Source organism: Cryobacterium breve, assembly GCF_027594785.1.
GTDB classification, from domain to species: domain Bacteria; phylum Actinomycetota; class Actinomycetes; order Actinomycetales; family Microbacteriaceae; genus Cryobacterium; species Cryobacterium breve_A.
In genome coordinates, this window is sequence record NZ_CP075584.1 from 2322376 (window position 1) to 2345832 (window position 23457).

Below are 23457 nucleotides of genomic sequence, written 5' to 3' on the forward strand. Positions count from 1 at the left end.
GTCAGATCCTACGTCCGACCGGGGGCCTGCGCACGGCCGCCGGCGGGCAATCCCGGCGTGCTGGGCGAACTCCCAGCACGCCGCACACGCTCACGGCGTGGGGGCGAGCGCGCGCAGGTCCTTGCGCAGGATCTTGCCGGAGGTGGACTTGGGAATGACGTCGATGAACGCCACCTGCCGCACCTTCTTGTGCGGCGCCACCCGCTCGGCGATGAAGGCCATCACGTCCCCCGGCAGGAGCACCTGGCCGGGAAGCACGACGACGAAAGCCTTCGGCACCTCCTGGCCGTCGGCATCCGGTGCGCCGACGACCGCGGCGTCGGCGATCGCCGGGTGGCTGAGCAACAGTGCCTCGAGTTCGGCGGGCGCGACCTGGTAGCCCTTGTACTTGATCAGGCTCCTTGAGGCGGTCGATGATCGTGACGTAGCCCTCCGCGCTGACGGTCGCCACGTCGCCGGTGTGCAGGAAGCCGTCCGCCTCGAGGATCTCGCGGGTCGCCTGCTCGTTGCCGAGGTAGCCGAGCATCACGTTCGGACCCCGCACGAGCAGTTCGCCGGGCTCGCTCACCCCGACGTCGGGAATGACGATGTCGCGGCCGGTCTCCGGGTCGACGAGCTTGCACTCGATGTTCGGGAGGGCGAGGCCGACGACGCCGTGCGGGATGTCATCGCGGCCCCGGGGCATCGCGTGCGAGATCGGGCTCAGCTCGCTCATGCCGTAGCCCTGGCGCACCTGGCAGCCGAGACGGTCGGCGACGGCGTGGGCGAGCGAGGCGTCGAGCGGAGCCTGCACCCGAGAACAGGGTGCGCAGGCTCGACAGGTCGTAGTCGTCGACGAGCGGATGCTTCGCGAGGGCCACGGCGATCGGCGGCGCGATGAAGACGTAGGTGGCCCGGTAGTCCTGGATCAGCCGGAGGAATTCCGGCAGGTCGAAGCGGGTCATCGTGATGACCGTAGCCCTGGCCGCGAGGGCGATGTTGAGCAGCACGGTCATCCCGTAGATGTGGAAGAACGGCAGCACGGCGAGAACCCGGTCGTCTGCGGTGCCCTCGAGCACCGGCATTGCCTGGGCGACGTTGGCCACGAGGTTGCGGTGGGTGAGGATGACCCCTTTCGGCCTGCCGGTGGTTCCGGAGGAATAGGGCAGCACCGCGACGTGGGTGGCCGGGTCGAAGACGACGACCGGTGCGGGGTGACCCTCGAGGATGAGGTCGGCGAGGGACAGTCGGGAGCCGTCGCCGTCGAGCAGGGCGACGGCATCCGCTGCCAGGCCGGCGAGCTCGGCGGCCGCACTCGCCTGGGGCAGGAACGGTGCGACGGTGAAGAGCAGCCGGGCCTGCGAGTCGCGCAGCTGGGAGGCGATCTCGGCGGCCCCGTAGAGCGAGTTGATGGTCGTCGCGGTCGCGCCGGCACGGAGGATGCCGTGGAACATGATCGCGAAGGCGGTCGAGTTGGGGGCGTGCACTGCGACGACGTCGCCGATGCCGATCCCCCGGGCGGAGAGGGCACCGGCAACGGCGTCGATGCCGGCCACGAGCTCGCGGTAGCTCGTCGACAGGCCGGTGGCCGCGTCGATCATGGCGGTGTGCTCCCGGTCCTCTTCCGTGATCGAGCCGAACAGGTAGTCGTAGACGCTCAGGTCGGGAATCTCGACATCGGGGTGCGTGCTGGCGATGATCATCGGTATCTCCTTCGATACGGTGTGCGAGCGGGGCAGGGCACTGGGCAGGTGGGTAACGGGGCCGGCATGGACTGGCTCGATCGACGCCAGGGCATATGGCCGGGTCACGCCCGGAAGGCCGCGAGAAAGATCGCCGGTGTCTTCCACCACGACGGCCGGCTGACGAATTCGGTGAGGAGCCGGGTGGTCGTCGCCGCGCTCCGCGCGCTGACGAACCACGGCGGCTTCGGGAAGAGCGCGAATTCGCCGTGCCACGCCGAGCGCGGGAAGGGCCGGAACGGCCCGCGGACGATGGTGCGCTCGGTGTCGTCGAGCAGGAACGCATTGTGCACGACGCCGATACCGCTTTGCACGTCGGTGAGCGAGTGGCCGGGGAAGGCCCCCCACGGCGCTGCCGCGGTGAGGAACCCCACGCCGGTCCAGGCGTTGACGGCGATCGTGCCGTAGCGCAGGCGCTCGAGCGCCGCGGTGAACCCCGTTCCGAGCCGGCGGATCGTGGCAGGGGTGCCGAGGATGTTCGCGCCGAGGGTGCCGAGGAAGTCCTCGTTGGCCGCGGTGACGGCGGCATCGAGGAAGGCCTGTCCGGTGCCTCCGAGTTCGATGACGCCGAGCACGGGAGCGAAGGCCTCGACGCCGGTGAGCGCGGCGGGGTCTTCCGTTCCGGCCTCGATCAGGAGGCGACCGCCGTCCGGGCCGAGCCGGGCGGCCGAGGGGTATGCGGCGAGCGCGTCGCGTACCCGGGAGTTGCTGCCCGGGTACCACGGCGGCCGTGCGGGTGCTGCGGCCAGGGCCGCCCGGAGAGCCGCGAGGAAGTCCGCCTTCTGCGGCCAGTCGCGGCTGAGAACGACCACCTGCCCGGCGATGCAGTTGTAGCCGCCGTTGTGCAGGCGCTGGGTGGCCACGTGCTCGGCCTGGAAGATCAAGTCCCGGCGACTCCATTTCCCAGGGAGGACGATGATCGGCGCGACCCCGCCGAGTTCGCTCGTGATGGGCTTCTGCAGCAGCGGGGTTCCCGCGGCGTGGCGGGCGCGTCCCTCGGCGCCCGGGCCGAAGACGACAACGTCGTGGGTCGCCGCACTTCCAGTGATGTGCACATGACTCACGCCCTCGTGGTGCGCGAGGTACCCTCCGACCGCCGCGCCGCCGGAGACGATGGAGAGCAGGCCCGCCTCGATGAGGGGGGCGAAGGCATCCGTGTAAACGGGCGACAGGGCATCGAGCACGGGATTGAGTTTGAGCACCGAGACCCGGTTGTGCGCGATCAGTTCGTAGAGCACGTCGAGCGGCGGAATCGACGTGATGTTGCCGGCTCCCAGCACGAGACCGACTCCCCCGGTACGCGACGGATGCCGCTGGCCGAGCCCGGCGCGCGACCGCGCCTCCTCCTCCGTCACGCCCGGCCGGAGCCAGGCCTCAGCGGAGAACCCGTGCAGCAGGAGCGCCTCGTAGGGGGTGCCCGGGAGCACGGGGACAGTGATCCGCCCGCCGGGGGCGCGCCCGAAGCGGGTGGTCCGGAGTGGGCTCTCGCCGCGGGCGAGGGCCGTGATCGAGTTCTGCAGGATCGCGAGGTTCGTCAGCACGACGTAGGGGCCGGAGATCCACTCCTCGCCAACGAGGGGGAGCCGGGGTCGAGCCCCTTGGCCTGGGCGGCGACCCCCACCCAGCGTTCGGCCTGGGCCGCGACGCCTGCGGCGACGGACGAGAGGAGCGCGGAGCGCGCCGCGAGACTCATGGCCGCCCACCGGGTCTCACCCGCGGCGAGACCGGAGACGACCGTGTCGAGGGACGCGCTTTCTGCAGCGGAGAGTCCGGCGGCGGGGTTGACTGCTGTCGGTTCTGTCGAGGTCATCAATCTCCCTTGATTGCTGCCGATGGCTCTGCCAGCAGGAACCGGACCGCGGGTGCGGTCGCGCCTGCTGAACCAGCAGAGTACCGCACGGCCCTCGACGGGTCCCCACCCCAGTGCGCGGGAGTCACCGCGCGATCGCGCGGGCGTGCGGGCGTTACCGGGAGAAGACCGCGGGTTCGGATCACCGAGCTTTCGGGACGATCAGTGATCCGGACCACGGAGGGCATCGAACCCTGGCGGCCTCGGGCGGCCGGAGACCGGTTCGTTTCTGGTGCTGACCAGCGTCTGCGTCTCACCTGACCGCACGTTGATCTCCTAAAAACGTATGACGTACGCCCAGGGTTCGCAACCGATGCCCGACACGGCCGCTCAACGGCATCCGCCCTTCGAGGCGAGTGCCTCCGTGCTCGAAAATGCCAGTAAAACAAAACTTGATCAGGCATTTACTGTGGAGGCGCTGGCGCGGCGCTCGACGGCTTCCTGCGCCGGGGTCCGCCGGATGGGGTGACCTTGCGCTGATCCGGCGCAAATCCGAGGGAAAAAAGAGGGAAATCCGAGGGAAGCCAGTGGGGTCAGGTGCCGATCAGACGGTGAAAGCCGTACGGGGAGCACCGTCACCCTCGGGCGATGACGGTGCTCCCCTGGGGGTGACCGGGTCGAGTGACTCGACCCGGTCACGGTCTCACTTCACGGTGAGGGTCTGGGCGGCGTAACCGGTGCTGCCGGTCGCGGTCGCGACCGAGACGACGAGCTGGTGGCTGCCGGGGTTGAGGGAGTTCCGGTACACGCTCCAGGTGCCGGCGTTCGTGACCTGGGTGCTCAGCATCTGGCCATCGATCCGGATCAGCACGCTGGAGCCGGCGGGGGCCGTCGTGGTGCCGGCGATGGTCGGGGCGGCCGGGTCTGCGACCGCGGTCGCGCCCCCGGTGATCGTGACGGCGGGAGCCGTGCCTCCCGCGACGAGCACGCGGCTGAAGGTGCCGGTGTTGCCGGACTGGTCGGCGACCGAGGGGACGACCGCGTATGCGCAGTCGGCGGACTTGGCCGGAGCCATCGCCCAGACGCCGTACTGGTGCACGCTCGCGGTGAGCGAGGTCGAGGCGAGGTTCACCGTGACCTCGCCGTTGGTCGAGAGGGGGCACAGGCGCTCCCGGCCGAGGCGGCCGGGGCGAGGGCGTTGGTGTCGATGATGAGCTGCTGCGTGGCCGACCCGGTGGCGCCCGCCGCGTTCCTGGCCGAGACGACGACGGTGTAGGTGCCGTTGTTGAGCTGGTTCAGGCGCACGCCCCAGAGCCCGCCGGACAGCACCTGCGTCGTGAAGACCTGGCCGGAGATCGTGACCTGCACCTGCGTGCCGACCGCGGCATCCGTGGTGCCCTGGATGACCGGCGCGTTGTAGTTCGTGGTCCAGAGCGCGGCCGGCACGACGGGCGGGACGACGACGGGCTGCACGACGACCGGGGGCACCACGACCGGTGCGGTGGTCTTCAGAGTCTGGGTGGCCTTTCCGGTGTTTCCGGCGGCGTCCGTGATCGAGGCGGTCACGGTGCGGCAACCGACGGCGAGCGTGGCCGGGGTGACCGACCAGGTGCCGCCGGTGAGGACCTTCGTGGTGAGGGTCTGGCCCGAGACGGTGACTGTCACTGTCGATCCGGCGGACTCGGTCGTCGTCCCGGAGATGACCGGGGTGGCGTTCGAGGTCGTGACCGTGCCGGAGCCGCCGGTGATCGTGACGACCGGGGCGGTCTTGTCGACCGTGAGGGTCTGGGTGGCGGTGCCGGTGTTACCGGCCGTGTCGGTGATGCTCACGACGACCGGGTATGAGCCCTCGGCGAGGGTGACAGGGGTGACCGACCAGGTGCCGCCCGCGGCGACGGTGGTCTTCAAGGTTTGGCCGGCGATCGTGACTGTGACGGCGGTGCCCGCTGCCTCATCGGTGCTGCCGGAGATCGTTGCGGCGGTGGCCTTCGTGACGACCGCTGCGCCGCCGGTGATCGTGACGACCGGGGCGGTGGTGTCGAGCGGCACGACGGTGGCGACCGTGAGGTTACTGATCAGGTGGGTGTCGGTCGTGGAGCCGGTGCCGGCCGCGAAACCGAGCTTGTAGGTCGCCGGGGCGGCATCCGTCATCGTGTACTGCAGCACCCGGGCGAGTGGGCCGCTCGCGGGGAAGGCCGCGTAGACGGTGACGGTCGGGCGGACGTCGGCAGATACGACGACGCGGATGCGCCGGGCCATGGCGGCGGTCGGCGTCGAGACCGAGGTCTTCGTGCGAAGGGATTGGGTGGTTGGGTCGAGGTTGACACTGCTGAGGAAGCAGTAGCCGATCTTGGCCTGGCCCGGCCCGCGCAGCACGATCGAGTTCGCCTTGGTATTCGTGGGTTCTGCGGCGGCACAGCCCGTACCGTGGCCGTCGTTGCCGGTCGTGAAGGCGCCGAAGGCATCGAGTCCGAGACCGAGGTACCCGCCGTTGATACCGTTCGGGGCAGCCGGCTGGTTCTTGTTCTGCGCATAGCCGAGCGAGCTTCCCAGGCCGCCGATGGTCGTCACGTCGGCGGCACCGTTTGCGAGGAAGAAGCTCAGGCCGTCACCGCCGTATCCGCTGCCGAACTGGTACTGGTCGAACGTGACGTCGAGGCCGTTCTTCGACGCGAGGGTCGTGTTGTTCACGACGCCGGCGCGCGCCCAGTACGTGCTGTCGGTGAGCTGGAGGTAGCCGGAGTCTGCGGTCGCGTCGGGCGCGTTGAGGTGCGTTGCGCAGCCGCCGAGCGCGGTGCCGTCGGCCGCGGAGACCGCGGTCGAATGGGTGAGGCACGAACCGCCGAAGGCGCGCCAGGCGGCGTCGCTCGTCGTCGAGCCGGAGAACGACTCGGTGAGTACCGTCGTGCCGGCGACGGGGACCTGGGCCGTGGGAGCAGCGGATGCGGGAGCGGCTGCCGTGGCGACGATGCCGGCCGCGAGGACCCCGGGGGCCACGAGGAGCGCGAGCAGGCGCCGCGAAAGGGCGCCGCGGGCCACGCCGCGGTTTCGGTTGTTCAGGGGGCTGTGCACAGTGCATCTCCTACGTTGCGTGCCTGCCTCTCTGTGCAGGTCTGCCGAAAAGGTATGGGCTGCGGAATCCCCGCGCAACCGGCGCCCCCACGGGCAGCGAGGGCGTCGACGGTGCACGGTGGCAGCGCAAGATTCCGCCGGTCTCGTCAGGAAATGCCGGTCGACGGGCTGTTCTCGCTGGCTCGTCCGGGACTGCGTGACTCGTCTGGGGCGCATCCTGCCGGCTCGTTGCGCGAAACCTGCGCGAAACATGCGTGAAGTGCCGGGGCAAAATGTGGCCCGAACCGGGCTCCGTGACGACCGGAACGCAGGTCAGCGGAGCGGTGCGGGGCCCGTCACTTCTGCGGGAACACCGGGGAGGACGAGCACGAACCGGCCGTGACGATCGCCGGGGACGGCTTCCACCGTGCCGCCCGCCGCGACCGCGACCCGGCGGGCGAGCGCCAGGCCGAGGCCGGCGCCGGGGCTCTCTGCCGCCCGGTAGCCGGGCGTGAACAACAGGCTCCGGGTCGAGGTCGCCGATTCCCGGCCCGTCGTCGGTCACGCTGATGCGGATCGAACCGCCCTGCGCCACCGCCGTGACGGTCACCCGCGTCCGGCCGTACCGCACGGCGTTCTCGAGCAGCGGCGCGAGGGCACGCAGCGCGACGGCCTGCGGCACCCCGGCTCGAGGCCGGCCGATGCAGCGACAACGATCTCCGGCGCGCCGTCGGCCGACGCCGCCGCTCCGGTCACGGCGGCGACGGCGGCGTCCAGGACAGCGCCGACCGGCGCTCGCTCGTCCCGGTTCACCTGGCCCCGCGATACCGCGAGCAGGGTGCCGATCACCTCGGTGAGCTCATCGACGGATGCCGTGATCCGGCCGAGCCGTTCGGCCTGCGCCAGCGAGAGCGCAGGGTCCAGCCCCGCGAGCTCGGCCTCGGCCCGGATCACCGTCAGGGGCGTGCGCAGTTCGTGGGCGAGTTCGGCCGTCAGGCGCTGCTCCGCGAGGATCGTGCGGGAGACGCGGGCCAGGAGGCCGTCGAGGACCTGGCCGAGGCGAGTGAGTTCATCATGGGGCTCGCCGAGGTCGAACCGACGGTCGAGATCGGCCGCGCTCCACTCGGATGCCCTCCGGGCCATGACTTCAACGGGCCGCAGCGCACGGCGGACGGTCCAGGCCGCCATCCCGCTGACCCCGAGCACGACGAGAACGGCAAGACCGATGCCGACCAGCAGGGTTCGGGTTTCTGTGCGCTGATAGGGAGCCAGCGAGACTCCGACGACGGCGACGGCGACCTGCTCGGTTTCGCCGGGGAGCACCACGGGAACCCCCGGAGCCGCCAGTCGCCGGTCTCCCGTTCGGTCGGCTCGCTGACGGAGCTCAACGCGGCGAGTTCCGTCGCGAGTTCGGGCGTTCCCGGTACCCGCCCGGCATTCGGGTCCGCGGCATCGGTCGGGCCGGGCGGCACACCGGAAACGAGTCTCCCTGAGGCGTCGTAGATCCAGGTCACGTCGCCGAGGTTGCCCGTGATGTCCCTGGTGACGCCGATGCCTTCGCCCGCCCGGATGACCGTCGAGGCTGCGGATGCCGTCCGCTGATTCAGGAGGCTGTCGATGTCCTCGCTCACGACGTGGCTGAGCACGATCACGGTGAGGGAAAGCAGCGCCGCCATTCCGAGAGTCGTCAGCAGCGCCGTCGCGAGCACCAGCCGGCGACGGAGCGAGCGCACCCGGGGCAGGGCCGGCACCCGCAAGCGGCGCGCACCCCCGGCGGGACGGTCCCTGGCTCCAGTCATCGAAGCGCGTACCCGACTCCGCGCACCGTCTCGATGCGGACGCCGGATGGAGTCTCGGGGACGGCATCCGCCCCGGGCTCGGCGGTCGGCTCGGCGTCGAGGCGTTCGAGCTTGCGGCGCAGTCTCCGCACGTAGGAGTCGACGGTGTTTTCGGCGACGATCGCGCCGTGCGGCCACGCGGCTGCCACAAGGTCGCGCCGGCGGACGACCTCGCCGGGGCGGGCGAGCAGGGCGGCGAGCATCCGGAACTCGGTCGGAGTGACGGCGATCTCGAGGTCGGCCCTGGCCACCGTGAACCGCTGCGGGTCGAGGCGGAGGCCCGCCGGCTGCCGATACGGCTCCGGCCTTCCCCGGCGGGCCAGGGCGCCGACCCTCACGAGCACCTCGGCGAGCGCGAAGGGCTTGCCGAGGTAGTCGTCTCCTCCGGCGTGGAAGCCGGTGACGATGTCCTGCACCCCCGTCCGCGCGGTGAGGAACAGCACGGGCGCGAGCTGCCCGGCGGCCCTGAGTGCCTGGCAGACGTCCCGGCCGTCGGAGTCTGGCAGGCCGATGTCGAGCACGATCACGTCGACGGGCCGGCCGGGGCCGAACAAGGCGACCGCTTCCGCGCCGGTGTGCGCGAGCAGCAGGGTGTAGCCGGCGCCGCCGAGCGCCTCGGCGAGCACCCGGCGAATGAGGGGGTCGTCTTCGCAAACTCCGACCGTGGGCATGGGGCAATCGTACGCAGTGCCCGCGGGCGGCCCGTGTAAATAGTGCGTGTCAACCGGGGAGACAGGCGAGCCGGTCAGGCGGCGGGCAGGTTCGGCGGCCTAACCTTCAGCTGCACGAGGTCTTCGGCCCGTCCACCGCCGCCCGGCGCCGACTTCCTGTTCGCACTCCACGCAAAGGCACCAGCATGAACCTGATCCAAGCCCTGATCCTCGGCATCGTCGAGGGAATCACCGAATTCCTCCCGGTCTCGAGCACGGGACACCTCACCCTCACCGAGAAGCTCCTCGGGCTCCGGCTCGATGACCCGGGGGTGACCGCGTTCACCGCGATCATCCAGTTCGGGGCGATCGTCGCGGTGATCCTGTATTTCCGGACCGACATCATCCGCCTGGCCGTTGCGTGGTGGCAGGGCCTCTTCCACCGCGAGGCGCGACTCGCGCACGACTACCGCTTCGCCTGGTACGTCATCGCCGGTTCGGTGCCGATCGGCATCGTCGGCTTTCTCGGCAAGGGCCTGATCGGGGGTCCGCTGCGGAACCTGTGGGTCGTCGTGGCAGGGCTGATCGGCTGGAGCGTCGTGATGTTCATCGCCGAGCGCGTCGGCAAGCGCAACCGCCCGGAGGAATCGACGACCCTCAAGGACGCTCTCGTCATCGGCGTCATGCAGTGTGTCGCGCTGATCCCCGGGGTGTCCCGGTCCGGTGCGACCATCAGCGCCGGCCTGTTCCGCAATCTCGACCGTGTTGCCGCGACCCGGCTGTCTTTCTTCCTCGCCATCCCAGCGCTCACCGCGGCGGGCGCCTACGAGGGCCTCTCCTCGGCGAGCGACATCTCGGCCTCCGTCGGCTGGGTACCGACGATCGTCGCGACCGTCGTCAGTTTCCTCGTCGCCTATGCCACGATCGCGTGGTTGCTTCGACTCGTCGCAAAGCACAGCATCACCGTGTTCATCGGGTACCGGGTCGCGCTCGGCCTCGTGATCGCCGGCCTGCTGGCCACTGGGGTCGTCGCCGCGACCTGACCTCACCTCGACCGTCCCTCTCTCCGCGAGAGTACGAATTGGGCCCTTAAAACCACTCGTTTACGGGCCCAATTCGTACTCTCGCGGCAGGGGCGAGCGGGGTCTGCGGGGTCTGCGGGGTCTGCGGGGCGGCGACGGGCGAGGCGCCGTCAGGCGTGGGGTTCGTAGTGGCGGGGCGAGTATGCCTGGGCGACGAGCGTGCGGAGGGCCTCGAGGCTGCCGTGGGCGAGGCCCTGCGCCCGCGCCTGGATCAGCACGTTCCCGATCGCGGTCGCCTCGACGGGTCCCGCGAGCACCGGCAGGCCGGTGAGGTTCGCGGTCAGCTGGCAGAGCAGTTCGTTCTGGGAGCCGCCGCCGACGATGTGCACCGTGCGGATGCTCGTACCCGACAGTTCGCTCGCCGCGCGCAGGGTGCTCGCGTACTTCGTTGCGAGGCTCTCGATGATGCTGCGCACGAGCTCGACGGGGGTCGCGGGTACGGCGAGCCCGTGTGCGGCACAGTGCTCACGGATCCGCGCGGGCATGTCCCCCGGCGCAAGGAAAGCCGGGTCGTCGACGTCGAAGACCGTGACCGGCCCCGTCACCTGTGCGGCCTGGGCGAGCAGGAACGGCAGGCTCGAACGCCACGCCCTCGAGATCCCAGCTGCGCATCGACTCGCTCAGCAGCCAGAGCCCCATCACGTTGCGCAGGTAGCGCACCCGCCCGTCGACGCCGCCCTCGTTGGTGAAGTTCGCGGCCCGGCTCTCCTCGGTGAGCACGGGAGAGTTCAGGCTCGACGCCGACGAGCGACCAGGTCCCCGACGAGATGTATGCGGCATCCTCGTCCCGCATCGGTACGGCGACGACGGCGGATGCCGTGTCGTGCGACCCGACGGCGACGAGATCCAGCCGCGACACGGCCCCGATTTCATGGGCCACCACGGGCAGCAGGGACCCGATCCGGGATCCCGGATCGACCAGCCGCGGGAAGATCGCGCGCGGCAGGCCGAGCCGTGCGATGAGCGCATCATCCCACTCCCCGTGACCGGAACCATGACCGGAACCGTGGCCGTGCCCGGTCGACACGGTCAACAGCCCGGTCGTCGACGCATTGGTGCGCTCGGCGACGCGCTCCCCGGTCAGCCAGAAGCCGAGCAGGTCGGGGATCAGCAGCATCGTCTCGGCGCGGTCGAGGCCGCCCGACTGCCGTTCGGCGGCCAGCTGGTACAGCGTGTTGAACGGCAGGAACTGCAGCCCGTTCCCGGAGTAGAGCTCGGAGTGCGGCACCAGGGCGTGGGTCGACTCAACTCCTTGAGCGGTGCGCTCGTCCCGGTAGTGGAACGGGTTGCCGAGCATCCGCTGCCCGGAGAGGAGCGCGTAGTCGACGGCCCAGGAGTCGACGGCGGCGCTCCGCAGTCCCGGTTCCTCCCGCACGGCTGAGTGCAGCCCGGCGAGGACGTTGCGGTAGAGGTCGAGGATGTCCCAGTGCAACCCGTCGATCGTGCGCACCGGCAGGTTCGGGAACCGTGCGACCGGGCGCAGCCGCAGCTCGTTGTGGCCGACGTGCCCGAGCATGACCCGCCCGCTCGACGCGCCGAGGTCGATCGCCGCGACCGTCCCGGCGCTGCTCACCACGGGAACACCCCCGCCGCAGCCCCCGCGAGAGTCACCTTTCCGGTCGAGAGTGCCCGGCAGAGCGGTGACTCTCGACCGGAACGGCGACTCTCGGCGCCTGGGCGAGCTGCGGCATCCGCTCGCGCGTGCGACGCCGGGATCCCTGCCGTGCGCGAGCGGATGCCGCGGCTCATCGCAGGAAGGCGGCCGCGACGCCGGCGTCGACCGGGATGTGCAGCCCGGTGGTGTGGCTGAGGTCGCTCGTGCAGAGCACGAAGACCGCGTTTGCGACGTTCTCGGGCAGGACCTCGCGCTTGAGCAGGGTGCGCTGCGCGTAGTACTTGCCGAGGTCCTGCTCGTCGACGCCGTAGACCGCGGCGCGCTTGGCTCCCCAGCCGCCGGCGAAGATGCCGGAGCCGCGCACGACACCGTCGGGGTTGATGCCGTTGACCTTGACGCCGTACTCGCCGAGCTCGGCGGCCAGCAGGCGCACCTGGTGGGCCTGGTCGGCCTTCGTCGCCGAGTATGCGATGTTGTTCGGGCCGGCGAAGACCGAGTTCTTGCTCGAGATGTAGATGATGTCGCCGCCGAGCTTCTGGTCGATCAACACCCGGGCCGCGGCCCGGGAGACGAGGAAGGAACCCTTCGCCATCACGTTGTGCTGCAGGTCCCAGTCGGCGACCGTGGTCTCGAGCAGGGACTTGGAGAGTGACAGGCCGGCGTTGTTCACGACGAGGTCGAGGCCGCCGAAGGCGAGCACGGCGGCGTCGACGCCGGCCTGCACCTGGTTCTCGTCGGTGACGTTCGCCTGCACGCCGATCGCGACGTCGGTGCCGCCGATCGCGGCCGCGGCCTCCTGCGCCTTGGCGAGGTCGAGGTCCGCGATCACGACGCAGGCGCCCTCGGCCGCGAGCCGGGTGGCGATCGCCTTGCCGATGCCGCTCGCCGCGCCGGTCACGAGTGCGATGCGTCCGGCGAGCGGCTTGGGCTTCGGCATCCGCTGGAGCTTGGCCTCTTCGAGGGCCCAGTATTCGATGTTGAACTTCTCGGCCTCGTCGATCGGGGCATAGCTCGAGAGCCCCTCCGCGCCGCGCATCACCTGGATGGCGTTGATGTAGAACTCGCCGGCGACGCGGGCGGTCTGCTTGTTCGCGCCGTAACTGAACATGCCGACGCCCGGAATCAGCACGATGAGCGGGTCGGCGCCGCGAATGGCGGGCGAATCTTGGGTCGCATGCCGGTCGTAGTAGGCCTGGTAGTCGAGGCGGTACTGCTCGTGGAGCTCGTGCAGGCGGTCGAGGGACTCCTCGACCGAGGCATCCGCCGGGAGGTCGAGCAGGAGCGGCGTCACCTTGGTGCGGAGGAAGTGGTCGGGGCAGGCTCGTGCCGAGGGCGGCGAGGCGCGGGTGTTCGGCGTGGGCGAGGAAGTCGAGCACCTCGGGCGCGTCGGTGAAGTGGCCGACCTTGGCGCTGTCGGTGGAGACGAGGCCGCGAAGGGTCGGTGCGAGTGCGGCGGCCTTGGCGCGGCGCTCGGCCGCAGACAGCGCACCGAAGCCCTCGAGCGGGGCTCCGAAGGGTTCGGGCTTGGAGTGTTCGTCGATGTAGGCGGTCGCGGTCTCGATGATCCAGAGCGAGTTAGCCTCGGCCTCCTGGCTCGTGTCGCCCCAGGCGGTGATGCCGTGGCCGCCGAGAATCGCGCCGATCGCGCCGGGGTGGGCGTCCTTGATGGCGGCGATATCGAGGCCGAGCTGGAAGCCGGGGCGGCGCCACGGCACCCAGATCACCCGGTGGCCGAAGATCGAAGCGGTGAGTTCTTCCCCGTCGACGGCCGTCGCGATCGCGATGCCGGCGTCCGGGTGCAGGTGGTCGACATGGGCCGCGTCGACGAGGCCGTGCATCGCCGTGTCGATCGACGGGACGGCGCCACCCCGCCCGTGCAGGGCGAAGTCGAGGGCGCCGACCATCTCGTCTTCGCGGTCAAGGCCGGGGTAGACATCCACCATCGCGCGCAGGCGGTCGAGCCGGAGCACGGCGAGGCCGGACTCGGTGAGGGTGCCGAGGTCTCCGCCCGAGCCCTTCACCCAGAGCAGGCTCGACGGTGGTGCCGGTGACGGGGTCGATCTCGGTGCCCTTGGCGGAGGTGTTACCGCCGGCGTAGTTCGTGTTCTTGGGATTCGCGCCGAGGCGGTTCGAGCGGGCGATGAGCGCCGCGGCCGTGGGGTTGGTGGTCATGATCTGCTTTCCAGGGGCTGGGAGAGGAGCTAGAGGGCACAGGACGAGCGGAGGGCAAGCACGGGCGGTGAGGGTTGCGGAGGTGAGCCGTGGTCTAGGCGCCCCAGCCGGCCTGGGTGCCGCCGACGCGGTCTGCCGCGATCTTCGCCTGGTAACCGGATGCCGCGAACGCCTTCATCGGGTCGGCCGGAAGTCCGCGGGACTCACGCCACGCGGCGAGGTCGGTGCGGACGTCGCTGTAGAAGGCGTCCATCATGATGCCGTTGGCACCGAGGACGTCGCCGGCCTCCTGCGCCGCCGCGAGGGCGACGGTGTCGACGCTGAGGGCGCGGGCGGTCATTTCCTGCACGTTGAGCACGGAGCGGATCTGGCCGGGGATCTTCTCTTCGACGTTGTGGCACTGGTCGAGCATGAACGCGACGGTGGAGTCGGGTCCGTAGCCGCCACCGCGGATGACTTCGTAGAGGATCCGGAACAGCTGGAACGGGTCTGCCGCTCCGACGATGAGGTCGTCGTCGGCATAGAAGCGGGAGTTGAAGTCGAAGGAACCGAGCTTGCCGAGGCGGAGCAGCTGGGCGACGATGAACTCGATGTTCGTGCCGGGCGCGTGGTGGCCGGTGTCGAGGCACACCATGGCGCGGTCGCCGAGGGCGGACACCTGGGCGTAGCTGGTCCCCCAGTCGGGCACGTCGGTGTGATAGAACGCCGGCTCGAAGAACTTGTACTCCAGGACCAGGCGCTGGTGCTCGCCGAGACGGGCGTAGATCTTGCCGAGGGAGTCGGCGAGGCGGTCCTGGCGGCCGCGGATATCGCCCTGGCCGGGGTAGTTCGTGCCGTCGGCTAGCCAGATCTTCAGGTCGGCGGAACCGGTGGCGTGCATGATGTCGATGCAGTCGAAGTGGTGGTCGATCGCCATCTGGCGCACCTTCGGGTCGAGGTGGGTCAGGCTGCCGAACTTGTAGGCGTCGTCCTGGAAGGTGTTCGAGTTGACCGTGCCGAGCGCGAGGCCCTTGTCGCCGGCGAACTCGCGCAGGCTCGGTGTAGTCGTCGACCTTGTCCCACGGGATGTGCAGGGCCACCTTCGGCGAAAGGCCCGTGACCCTGTGCACCTGCGCGGCGTCGGAGATCTTCTCCTGGATGGTGCGCGGCGTGCCGGGCGTGCCGAAGACCTTGAACCGTGTGCCCGAGTTGCCGAAGGCCCAGGACGGCAGTTCGATGACCTGCCCCTCGAGCTGGGTCAGGACGGAAGGGCTGATGCTCACGTTGTGCTTCTTTCGGTCGGGGCAGCGGATGCCGCGGCGAGGGCGTCGAGTTGGTCTTCCAGATTGAAGATCTCGGTCAGTTGGAGGAAACCGGTGTCCGGGGCACCGTCGAGGGCGACGAAGAAGTCGCCCATCTCGGCCTGCCAGCGCGCGTTGACCTCGGTCGCGGCCATGCCGGCCTGAGCCGCGGCGAGACTCGCGGTCTCGAAGTAGCCGATCAGGAGGCCGTCGTCACGCAAGAAAATGGAGTAGTTGTTCCAGCCGGTGCTCTTGAGGGCCAGCAGCATGTCCGGCCAGACGGCGGCGTGGCGACGTCGATATTCGGGGATCAGGCTCCGGCTTGACCTGGAGCTGGAAGCACACGCGGTGCTGGGTGTCGCTGCTCGACATTGAGGTTCCTTGCTGGTTCGGTATTCACGAATGAATCGATTCAATCTACCCGGTGCGGGTCGCCCGGCGCAAGGCGATCAGGACAACGTCACGTGCCGATGCTCGATGCCGAGCAGGTTCGCGGCGGCCCCGATATCAGCCGCGCGGTGTCCGATGCACAGTGCCCAGTGATGGCCGATCCCGGTCTGGGACCACTCGTCGACCCACCGGCCGGGGTCCTCGCCGAAGTCGACGCGGGAGGTCGTGTTCCCGATGGCGAGGAGCGGGCCGGGCTTCACCTCCCCCTCACTCGTGATGAAGACGAAGCTCCCGTCCGGGTCCTGGCCAAGACCGAAGGTCGTGACCGGGCCCGCCTTCACATCGAATTCAACAGACACGCCCCATCCGCGTTTGCCGTGATAGACGCCCAGCCCTCTCAGGAGGGGCACAGCCGAGCTCACCGCGAGGTGCGCCGGACCGTCGTGCCCCATCTCCACGACATTGTCGAAGAAATTGAGCGCCTGGATCTCGGTGAATGAGCCCCCGGCCCCGATTGCGTGAGCAGCCAGTTGCGCGATCGACGTGCGGAGCTCGTACTCTCCCGCCATCGGAACGCCCCGCGCCGTCAGAATCGAGGAGCCCAGGATCATGCCAGCGCCGAGCCGCTCGTGCAGGCTCGCCGGCCAGACCGCGGTGATAGTAGGCGATGGTGTCGAGGTCGAAATCGTCCACGAGCCGATCCAGCCCGACGGAAACCCGGGCACCCCACGCGAAGTCCTCGTCCTGCACGGACTCGTCGATGTCGAACAGCTTCCTGGCCAGGTCCATCCGGTCGGCGACCTGGGTGTCGGTCACCTGATTCACCCGCTCGCGCAGGTCGTCGAACTCGAGCACCTCGACGTGGGATCCGAACGTGGTCGCCACCCGGGTCAGGTCGGTCGACACGTCCAGCATCCCCGGATAGAGGTGCCCCATCAGGCCGTGCCGTGCGTTCCGCAGCAGGGAACGCACCCCCGCGGCGTGCACCCATTGGTCGATGCGCGCCCAGGCCGATTCTTGTCTGAGGTAGCCGGAGACCGACCGGAACGGGATGCCCGCCCGACGGAAGACGTTGGCGACCTCCGGCACCGGACACTGCCCGCAATACGCGAGCCATTTCCCGGTGTCGAACGTGGAATGGTCCATGGCTTCGGTCGGTTGCAGGTCGATCACGAGCACGGGGGTCTTGGCCTTCTGCGCGATCGGCAGCACCATCGACGAGGTCAGGTAGGTCGCGAGGAAGACGACGATCAGGTCGCAATCCGCCTGGCGCAGCTTCTCCGCCGCGATGCCGGCGTCCTGCGCATCGGACACGAATCCGGCATCGATGACCTCGGCATCGAGCCGGTTGAACCGCTCGGTCACGTATCGGGCGGATGCCTGCAATTGCGGGAGCAGGTCGGGGAACTGAGGCCAGTACGCGCCCAGACCGCCCGACACCAGACCGATGCGCGTGGGCTTGCGCTGCTTCGGCTCGAGCAGCGCGCCGGCCGAAGGACCGAGATTCTGGATCATGGGTGAAGACTCCTGCGTCTGGCCGGGCTGGCCGAAAGGTGGGCCGGCCGAAAGGTGGGGTGGGGCGGATGCCGGGCATCCGCCCCACGTGTGTAGTGCTTGTCCTGCTGGTGCTGCTGGTACTGCCGCCCGTCAGGGCCGACCGTCGACCTAGAAGTCGTACTGGTCGATGTTGTCCTTCGTGAACGTGGTCGGCGGGCCGACGACAACAAGGCCGTCTGCGCCGACCTTTTTCTCACCCAGCGCGCCGGCGGTGAAGGTGTCGCCTTCCTTGCCGGTGATCGTGCCGTCGACGAGTGCCTTCCCGGCGAACGCGGCGACGTAGCCCAGCCTGCGCCGGGTCCCAGAGGGCGAACGCGGTGACGGTGCCGTCCTTGACGAAGGGGCGCATTTCGTTCGGCAGGCCGAGTCCGGTCAGCGCGACCTTGCCCTTGTACTCCGACGTGGAGAGGTAGCGGGCCGTGGCGGCGATGCCGACCGTCGTGGGCGAGATGATGCCCTTCAAGTTCGGGTGCGCCTGCAGCAGGCCCTGGGCTTCCTGGAACGACTTGGTGTCGTCGTCATCGCCGTAGACCTTGGCGACGAGCTTGATGTCCTTGTACGCGGGGTTGGAGGCGAGCTCCTCCTCCATGAACTTGATCCACCCGTTCTGGTTGGTCGCGTTCGCGGTCGCGGAGAGGATCGCGATCTCACCCGAGCCGCCGATCTGATCGGAGATCAGCTTGGTCTGGATGAGCGCGACATCCTTGGCCACGACCTGGCTGATGAACACGTCGCGATACTTGGGGTTCGTGTCCGAGTCGAATGCGACGATCTTCGCTCCGCCCGCGCGAGCCTCGGTGAGTGCCGGGCCGACGGCGTCGGGGTCGTTCGCGGCGATGACGATGACCTTCGTGCCGGCCTGGGTCTCCGCGTTGATGAAGGAGACCTGGCTGGACGCGCTGGCCTCGAGCGGGCCGACGACCTGGGTGGCGCCGAATCCCGCCTCCGTCGCGCCCTTCTTGCCGCCGCCGAGGACGACGTCGGTGTACGGGTTGTTGAGCCTGCTTGGGGATGAACGTGATGCTGAGATCACCGGCGGCCGCGCCCGCGGTGCCCGTGCTCGTCGAGCCTGCTACCGGAGGCGCAGCCCGTCGCGAGGAGTGCGACGGTCGCGGCAACCGCTGCGACCGAGACAAGGCGACGGGCCGCCGTGCCTTTCCTACCGTGATTGCGAATGAACTCCATTGTCATTTCCTTTCCGGAACGCCGGATGCTGTGGCGTTGGTTGCTCCCGAGGCGGGTACCTGGGGAAGTGTGTTGTGCAGCCGTCTCGACTGCCGCCACGCTTTGATGGCGGCGTAGACATTCGGTGTGACGACGGATGCGATGAGCAGTGTTCCCGTGACGATGATCAGGACCACGTCGGAGATTCGCTCGAGGCGCAGGGAGAAGTTGATGGTGCCGATGAGGAGCACGCCGGCGATCACGCCCGGTATCGAGCCCTTGCCGCCGAAGATCGACACCCCGCCGAGCAGCACGGCCGCGATGACCGTGAGTTCGAGGCCGGTCGCGTTGTCACTGCGGGCGCTCGAGTAGCGGAGTGTCCAGAAGATGCCGGCGAGCGCGGAGACCGTGCCGGTGCCGACGTAGAGCCAGAACTTGGCCCTGGCCACCCGGATGCCGACGAACGTCGCGGCCTCTGTGCTGAAGCCGAGGGCGTACAGTCCGCGACCGAAGGGGGTCAGGTGAAGGAGCACGCCGAAGAACAGGGCGACCACGGCGACAGGGATCATCATGGTGGGAATGCCCGTGCCGCCGAGCTTCGAGGTGAAGAACGCGGTGAGTTCCGGCGGGAAGTTCGCAATGGCATTGTCGCCGATCACGACGAGTGCGAGGCCGCGGTAGAGCGCGAGGGTACCGATCGTCACCGCGAGCGAGGGCAGTCCGACCACCGCGATCAGAAAACCGTTGAACGCACCCGCAAGCACGCCGGCGAGCACGCAGACGACCAGGACCACCTCGATCGGGATGCCGGCAGCCCACAGCACGCCCATCAGCGCGCTCGTCAGTCCCGCGACGCTCGCGACGGAGAGGTCGATTTCGCCGGTGATGATGACGAGGGTCATCGGCATCGCGATCAGGAGCACCGGGATCACATCGAGCAAGAGGAAGCCGACCGTCACCGGCGTCGCGAAACGCGGAATGGCAATGCTCGCGTAGAGCACGAAGACGATGAGCGCGTAGATCATGATCGCGTCGCGGCCCAGGAACACCCGGGCGGCACCGGTTCGTCCCTTCGGGACGGAAGCCAGTGTCTTGTCGGTGGAGATCAGCCGGGTGTCGAGGGCGGTGATCCGGTCGGGGCCGGCCGGTGCCGGGGACTGCTTGGTGTGGTTAGACATCGCGGGCCTCACTGATTCGGAGCTTTCGGGCCGTCCGCACGCTGGCGATCCGGTCGATGATGACGGCACTGAGGATGAGCATGCCGACAATGGCCTGTTGCCAGAACTTGTCGACCCGCACGGCCGTGAGTGCGCTCGTGATCGTCGTGAGGAGCAGGGCGCCGATTGCCGCCCCCACGACCGAGCCGCTGCCGCCCGAGATCGCGACCCCGCCGACGACGGCGGCCGCGACGACCGCAAGCTCGAGCCCGGTTCCTGTCGTCGCGCCGACCGAGTTGAAGCGACTCGCGTAGAGCACTCCGGCGAGACCGGCCAGAACGCCGTTGAAAAGGAAGGCCAGCAACACGCGCCGGCTCACGGGGATACCGAAGAGTAACGCTGCGTCCGGGTCTGAGCCGATCGCGTAGAGGTCGCGGCCCGCGCGGACCCCGTTCAGGTAGATCGCGACGATGGCAATGACGACGACCGCGATGAGGGTGATCAGCGGAAACCCGAACACGGTGTCCACGGACAGCGATCCGAAGGCTTCTGGCCGGTCACCGGCGAAGTACTGCGTGCCACCGGCCCAGGAGTTGTTGATGCCCCGGTAGATATAGAGGGTGCCGAGCGTGATCACGAGCGCTGGCACCTTGGCGACCGTGACCAGGATGCCGTTGATCGCGCCGAGAATGGCGCCGAGCAGCATGCCCGCGACGAAAACCACGACGATCGGGATCCCCGGCACATTCGCGAACAGGGTGCCGGTCCCAAAGGCAACGAGGCCGAGGATGGAACCGACAGAGAGGTCGACGTTTCGGGTGATGATGACGAGGGCCTGGCCGACCGCGAGGATCATCACGATGGTGGCGTTCAGGAGCAGGTCCTTCACGCCCTGGGGGCTCAGGAACAACGGGTTCGCGATCGTCGTGATGACGACGAGGGCGATCAGGGCGAGCGTGACGGGCAGTTCACGCAGGCGGAGGAGTGCGCCGAGACGGCCGGACCTCGCGCCGTCGGTGCGCTCGCTCTTGCCGTGGGGCACGGTCGGGGCAATGGTCATTGAGTGCGCTCCAGTGACGCGGTGGCCGCGTGCATGATCGATTCGGGGGTGGCTTCCGCACGGCTCAACTCGGCCGTGATCCGGCCCTCGTGCATGACGAGAACACGATCGGCCATGCCGAGCACCTCGGGCAGTTCGCTCGAGATCATCAGGATCGCGATGCCGCGACCGGCGAGGTCGGAGATGAGCCGATGGACCTCGCTCTTGGTTCCCACGTCGATGCCTCGGGTCGGCTCGTCGACGATCAGGAACTTCGGGTCGGTGGCGAGCCACTTGGCGAGCACGACCTTCTGCTGGTTTCCACCGGAGAGAGTGGAGACGGCGTACTCCTGGGAGGTCGTCTTCACGTGCAGGCGCGCACTCCACTCGGCGGCGGCCTTGCGTTCGGCCCGGACGTCGATGATTCCGAAGCGGGCGAGCCGGTCGCGCAGTGTGAGCGCCGTGTTGCGGGCGACCGAGAGATCCATCACGAGTCCCTGCTTACGCCGATCCTCCGGGACGAACCCCATGCCGGCGTCGATCGAGGCCTTGGGGTTGTGCGGCTTGAGGCGTGTCCCCAGGAACTCGACGGAGCCACGGTCATACGGATCGATCCCGAAGACCGCTCGCGCCACTTCGGTGCGGCCGGCGCCGACGAGGCCGGCGAGGCCGACGACTTCGCCGGCCTTCACCTCGAAGCTGATGTCCGAAAACACACCGGCGCGACCGAGCCCCCTGACGCTCAGGACGGTATCGCCGACCGGAGCCGCCGTCTTGGGAAAGAGCGCCCCGACGTCGCGGCCGACCATCTCGCGAACGATGGCGTCGACCGTCACATCCTTCGTGACGTGGGTGGCGATGTAGCGGCCGTCGCGCATCACCGTGATCCGGTCGCAGAGGTCGAAGACCTCATCGAAGCGGTGTGAGATGAAGAGGATGCCCGCGCCATTGGCGCGCAGATTGCGTGCGACCTGGAACAGCCGCTCGACCTCAACACCGGAAAGCGCTGCAGTCGGCTCGTCCATGATGAGTATCTTGGCGTCGAGGGAGATTGCCTTGGCGATCTCGATGATCTGCTGGTCGGCGATCGACAGGCCCTCTGCGACCCGATCGGGGTCGATCCGCACGCGGAGCCTGTTCGAAGAGCTTGCGCGCGGCCGACCGCATCGCGGCCCGGCTGATCAGCCCGAGGCGACCTTTCGGCTGTCGCCCGATGAAGATGTTCTCGGCGACGGTGATATCGGGGAAAAGGGTGGGCTCCTGGTAGATGACGGAGATGCCGACCGCCTTGCTGTCGGCGACGTTGCGGAACACGACCGGCCGCCCGTCGACCCGAAACTCGCCGGCGTCGAGGTGGTACAACCCCGCGAGAATCTTCACGAGGGTGGACTTGCCTGCCCCGTTTTCGCCGACCAGGGCGTGGATCTCACCGGGAAGGATTTCAATGGTTCCTTCGGCGAGAGCGACGACCGGGCCGAAGGCCTTGACCGCGCCGCGCAGGGCGAGCCTCGGTTCGAGCGCCTCACCGGGTGGTGTTCTGGTTTCACTTGGGCTGGCGATGTTCGTGCCTCCACATTGAGGGTGAATCGTTTCAGGACCGTGCAGAGTTGAATATAGAACCAGTTCCGAGCATCCGTCAATATCCAAAATGCGGCAGTGCCGGAACGTGATTGAAACGAGACACTCGCAGCCGTCGACCCGATGATTCGTTTCAACCCCGCGGACCGGGTGTTCTAGACTTCTGTCAAGCGCAAGGGTGCGCAACCTATTTGAGCGAAAGAGTGCACGTGGCAGCGATCAGCGTACGAGACGTAGCGGCCAGTGCCGGCGTGTCCGTCGGCACGGTGTCGAACGTGCTCAATCGTCCGGACAAGGTATCCCCGAGCACCGTCGAACGCGTCCAGGCGGCGATCAGCCAGCTCGGTTTCGTGCGCAACGACGCAGCCCGCCAACTCCGCGCCGGACGCAGCCGGAGCATCGGCCTCGTCGTCCTCGACGTCGCCAACCCCTTCTTCACGGATGTCGCGCGCGGCGCCGAAGACCGCGCCGCCGAGGACGGCCTCACGGTCCTCCTGGGCAACAGCGACGAGAACCCGGGGCGCCAGAGCGCCTACCTCGACCTCTTCGAGGAACAGAGGGTGCATGGCGTGCTCATCTCGCCCCTCGGGGACGTGGGCGACCGCCTCTCGCGGCTTCGCGCCCGCGGGACACCGACCGTGCTCGTGGACCGTGAGATCGCCGATCGGAGCTTCTCGTCCGTCGCCGTCGACGACGTGGCCGGCGGATACCTCGCGGTGAGCCACCTCGCGGCCATCGGACGCACCCGGATCGCCTTCGTCGGCGGCCCCCACAGCATCCGCCAGGTCGTCGACCGGCTCGAGGGAGCACGCAAGGCCGTTGCCGAGCACCCGGGCGTCGTCCTCGAGACGATCGACACGGACTCGCTCTCGGTTCTACAGGGGCGCTCCGTCGGCGAGAAGTTGCTCGCCCGCCCGGCAGGCGAACGCCCGGACGCGGTGTTCGCGGCCAACGACCTGCTCGCGATGGGCGTGCTCCAGGCGTTGAATATGCTCGGTGACGTACGCGTCCCCCGCGACATCGCCCTGATCGGCTACGACGACATCGCCTTCGCGTCCGCGGCCGTTGTCCCGCTGTCGTCGATCCGCCAGCCGAGCGCCCTGATCGGGTACACGGCCGTCGACCTGCTGCTGCGCGAGGCGGAGGGCGGCGAGGACTTCGAGCACGAGCAGATCCAGTTCCAGCCCGAACTCATCGTGCGCGCGTCGACCGCCGGCTGACCGCGGGACATCCGCCCGCCCGCGCCCGCCCGCACACCCGCACGCACGAAATCGCCGAGTGTCGCCGTCCCTGCCGAGGATCGCCCGCATATCGGCGACTCTGGGCGGCTACGGCGACACTCGGCGGATGCTGCCGGGCGGGCGCTCGATTCGG

At 69.0% G+C, this 23457-nt stretch carries 17 protein-coding genes and 4 pseudogenes; 2 read left to right on the plus strand and 19 right to left on the minus strand.

Features of this window, described 5'->3' with window-relative positions; genetic code table 11:
- Position 1: 1 nt before the first annotated feature.
- From KIV56_RS20435 to KIV56_RS11445, 9 genes are all read right to left on the minus strand, one after another.
- Positions 2–733, minus strand: coding sequence for an AMP-binding protein (locus KIV56_RS20435; protein WP_432432548.1), 732 nt, complete (start codon positions 731–733; stop codon positions 2–4).
- Positions 666–1682 (minus strand): AMP-binding protein, encoded by a 1017-nt coding sequence (locus KIV56_RS19820; protein WP_348648384.1) that lies wholly within the window; start codon positions 1680–1682, stop codon positions 666–668. The genes KIV56_RS20435 and KIV56_RS19820 overlap by 68 nt, the downstream gene beginning before the upstream one ends.
- Positions 1683–1786: 104 nt before the next feature.
- Complete coding sequence (locus KIV56_RS11415) at positions 1787–3262, minus strand: aldehyde dehydrogenase family protein (RefSeq protein ID WP_281533549.1); 1476 nt, start codon at positions 3260–3262, stop codon at positions 1787–1789.
- Complete coding sequence (locus KIV56_RS11420) at positions 3256–3531, minus strand: hypothetical protein (RefSeq protein WP_281533550.1); 276 nt, start codon at positions 3529–3531, stop codon at positions 3256–3258. The genes KIV56_RS11415 and KIV56_RS11420 overlap by 7 nt, the downstream gene beginning before the upstream one ends.
- 682 nt (positions 3532–4213) lie before the next feature.
- Positions 4214–4642, minus strand: coding sequence for a hypothetical protein (locus KIV56_RS11425; RefSeq protein ID WP_281533551.1), 429 nt, complete (start codon positions 4640–4642; stop codon positions 4214–4216).
- Positions 4639–6582: an Ig-like domain-containing protein gene (locus KIV56_RS11430; RefSeq protein ID WP_281533552.1), complete on the minus strand. Its 1944-nt coding sequence runs from the start codon at positions 6580–6582 to the stop codon at positions 4639–4641. Before KIV56_RS11430 ends, KIV56_RS11425 begins: the two co-directional genes overlap by 4 nt.
- Before the next feature lie 312 nt (positions 6583–6894).
- Positions 6895–7080, minus strand: a complete 186-nt coding sequence (locus KIV56_RS11435; protein WP_281533553.1) for a hypothetical protein — start codon at positions 7078–7080, stop codon at positions 6895–6897.
- Positions 7081–7167: 87 nt separating this feature from the next.
- Positions 7168–7887 (minus strand): histidine kinase dimerization/phospho-acceptor domain-containing protein, encoded by a 720-nt coding sequence (locus tag KIV56_RS11440; protein WP_281533554.1) that lies wholly within the window; start codon positions 7885–7887, stop codon positions 7168–7170.
- A gap of 469 nt (positions 7888–8356) precedes the next feature.
- Positions 8357–9070 carry a response regulator transcription factor gene (locus tag KIV56_RS11445; protein WP_281533555.1) on the minus strand — a complete coding sequence of 238 codons (714 nt, stop codon included), beginning with the start codon at positions 9068–9070 and terminating at the stop codon, positions 8357–8359.
- Positions 9071–9255: 185 nt separating this feature from the next.
- Here KIV56_RS11445 and KIV56_RS11450 point away from each other — a divergent pair, with 185 nt between their 5' ends.
- Complete coding sequence (locus KIV56_RS11450; RefSeq protein WP_281533556.1) at positions 9256–10092, plus strand: undecaprenyl-diphosphate phosphatase; 837 nt, start codon at positions 9256–9258, stop codon at positions 10090–10092.
- Between the two features lie 149 nt (positions 10093–10241).
- Here the strand turns inward: KIV56_RS11450 and KIV56_RS11455 are convergent.
- The 10 genes and pseudogenes from KIV56_RS11455 to KIV56_RS11500 all read right to left on the minus strand — a co-directional run bounded on the left by KIV56_RS11455 (position 10242) and on the right by KIV56_RS11500 (position 22065).
- Positions 10242–11647 (minus strand): annotated as a pseudogene (locus KIV56_RS11455) (rhamnulokinase).
- Positions 11648–11876: 229 nt separating this feature from the next.
- Positions 11877–13918 (minus strand): annotated as a pseudogene (locus KIV56_RS11460) (bifunctional aldolase/short-chain dehydrogenase).
- A gap of 94 nt (positions 13919–14012) precedes the next feature.
- Positions 14013–15180: pseudogene (gene rhaI, locus KIV56_RS11465) on the minus strand (L-rhamnose isomerase).
- Entirely contained in the window at positions 15177–15467 is a 291-nt protein-coding gene (locus KIV56_RS11470) for an L-rhamnose mutarotase (RefSeq protein WP_281533557.1), read from the minus strand. The pseudogene rhaI and the gene KIV56_RS11470 overlap by 4 nt, the downstream one beginning before the upstream one ends.
- Positions 15468–15647: 180 nt before the next feature.
- Entirely contained in the window at positions 15648–15947 is a 300-nt protein-coding gene (locus KIV56_RS11475) for a hypothetical protein (protein WP_281533558.1), read from the minus strand.
- Positions 15937–17103: a hypothetical protein gene (locus KIV56_RS11480; RefSeq protein WP_281533559.1), complete on the minus strand. Its 1167-nt coding sequence runs from the start codon at positions 17101–17103 to the stop codon at positions 15937–15939. The genes KIV56_RS11475 and KIV56_RS11480 overlap by 11 nt, the downstream gene beginning before the upstream one ends.
- A 235-nt stretch (positions 17104–17338) precedes the next feature.
- Positions 17339–18178 (minus strand): substrate-binding domain-containing protein, encoded by an 840-nt coding sequence (locus KIV56_RS11485; protein ID WP_348648385.1) that lies wholly within the window; start codon positions 18176–18178, stop codon positions 17339–17341.
- 154 nt (positions 18179–18332) lie between these two features.
- Positions 18333–19487 carry an ABC transporter permease gene (locus KIV56_RS11490; protein ID WP_281533560.1) on the minus strand — a complete coding sequence of 385 codons (1155 nt, stop codon included), beginning with the start codon at positions 19485–19487 and terminating at the stop codon, positions 18333–18335.
- Complete coding sequence (locus KIV56_RS11495; RefSeq protein ID WP_281533561.1) at positions 19480–20526, minus strand: ABC transporter permease; 1047 nt, start codon at positions 20524–20526, stop codon at positions 19480–19482. The genes KIV56_RS11490 and KIV56_RS11495 overlap by 8 nt, the downstream gene beginning before the upstream one ends.
- A pseudogene (locus KIV56_RS11500) lies at positions 20523–22065 on the minus strand (sugar ABC transporter ATP-binding protein). Before KIV56_RS11500 ends, KIV56_RS11495 begins: the two are co-directional and overlap by 4 nt.
- 227 nt (positions 22066–22292) lie before the next feature.
- Here KIV56_RS11500 and KIV56_RS11505 point away from each other — a divergent pair.
- A complete protein-coding gene (locus KIV56_RS11505; RefSeq protein WP_281533562.1) occupies positions 22293–23303 on the plus strand; it encodes a LacI family DNA-binding transcriptional regulator in 1011 nt (336 codons plus the stop codon).
- Positions 23304–23457 lie beyond the last annotated feature (154 nt).

Bases quoted from the DNA above. Each gene is read 5' to 3' on its own strand.
- KIV56_RS19820 (WP_348648384.1), bottom strand. From the start codon at position 1,682: ATGATCATCGCCAGCACGCACCCCGATGTCGAGATTCCCGACCTGAGC.
- KIV56_RS11420 (WP_281533550.1), bottom strand. From the start codon at position 3,531: ATGACCTCGACAGAACCGACAGCAGTCAACCCCGCCGCCGGACTCTCC.
- KIV56_RS11445 (WP_281533555.1), bottom strand. From the start codon at position 9,070: ATGCCCACGGTCGGAGTTTGCGAAGACGACCCCCTCATTCGCCGGGTG.
- KIV56_RS11450 (WP_281533556.1), top strand. From the start codon at position 9,256: ATGAACCTGATCCAAGCCCTGATCCTCGGCATCGTCGAGGGAATCACC.
- KIV56_RS11470 (WP_281533557.1), bottom strand. From the start codon at position 15,467: ATGCTGCTGGCCCTCAAGAGCACCGGCTGGAACAACTACTCCATTTTC.
- KIV56_RS11480 (WP_281533559.1), bottom strand. From the start codon at position 17,103: ATGATCCAGAATCTCGGTCCTTCGGCCGGCGCGCTGCTCGAGCCGAAG.
- KIV56_RS11490 (WP_281533560.1), bottom strand. From the start codon at position 19,487: ATGTCTAACCACACCAAGCAGTCCCCGGCACCGGCCGGCCCCGACCGG.
- KIV56_RS11495 (WP_281533561.1), bottom strand. From the start codon at position 20,526: ATGACCATTGCCCCGACCGTGCCCCACGGCAAGAGCGAGCGCACCGAC.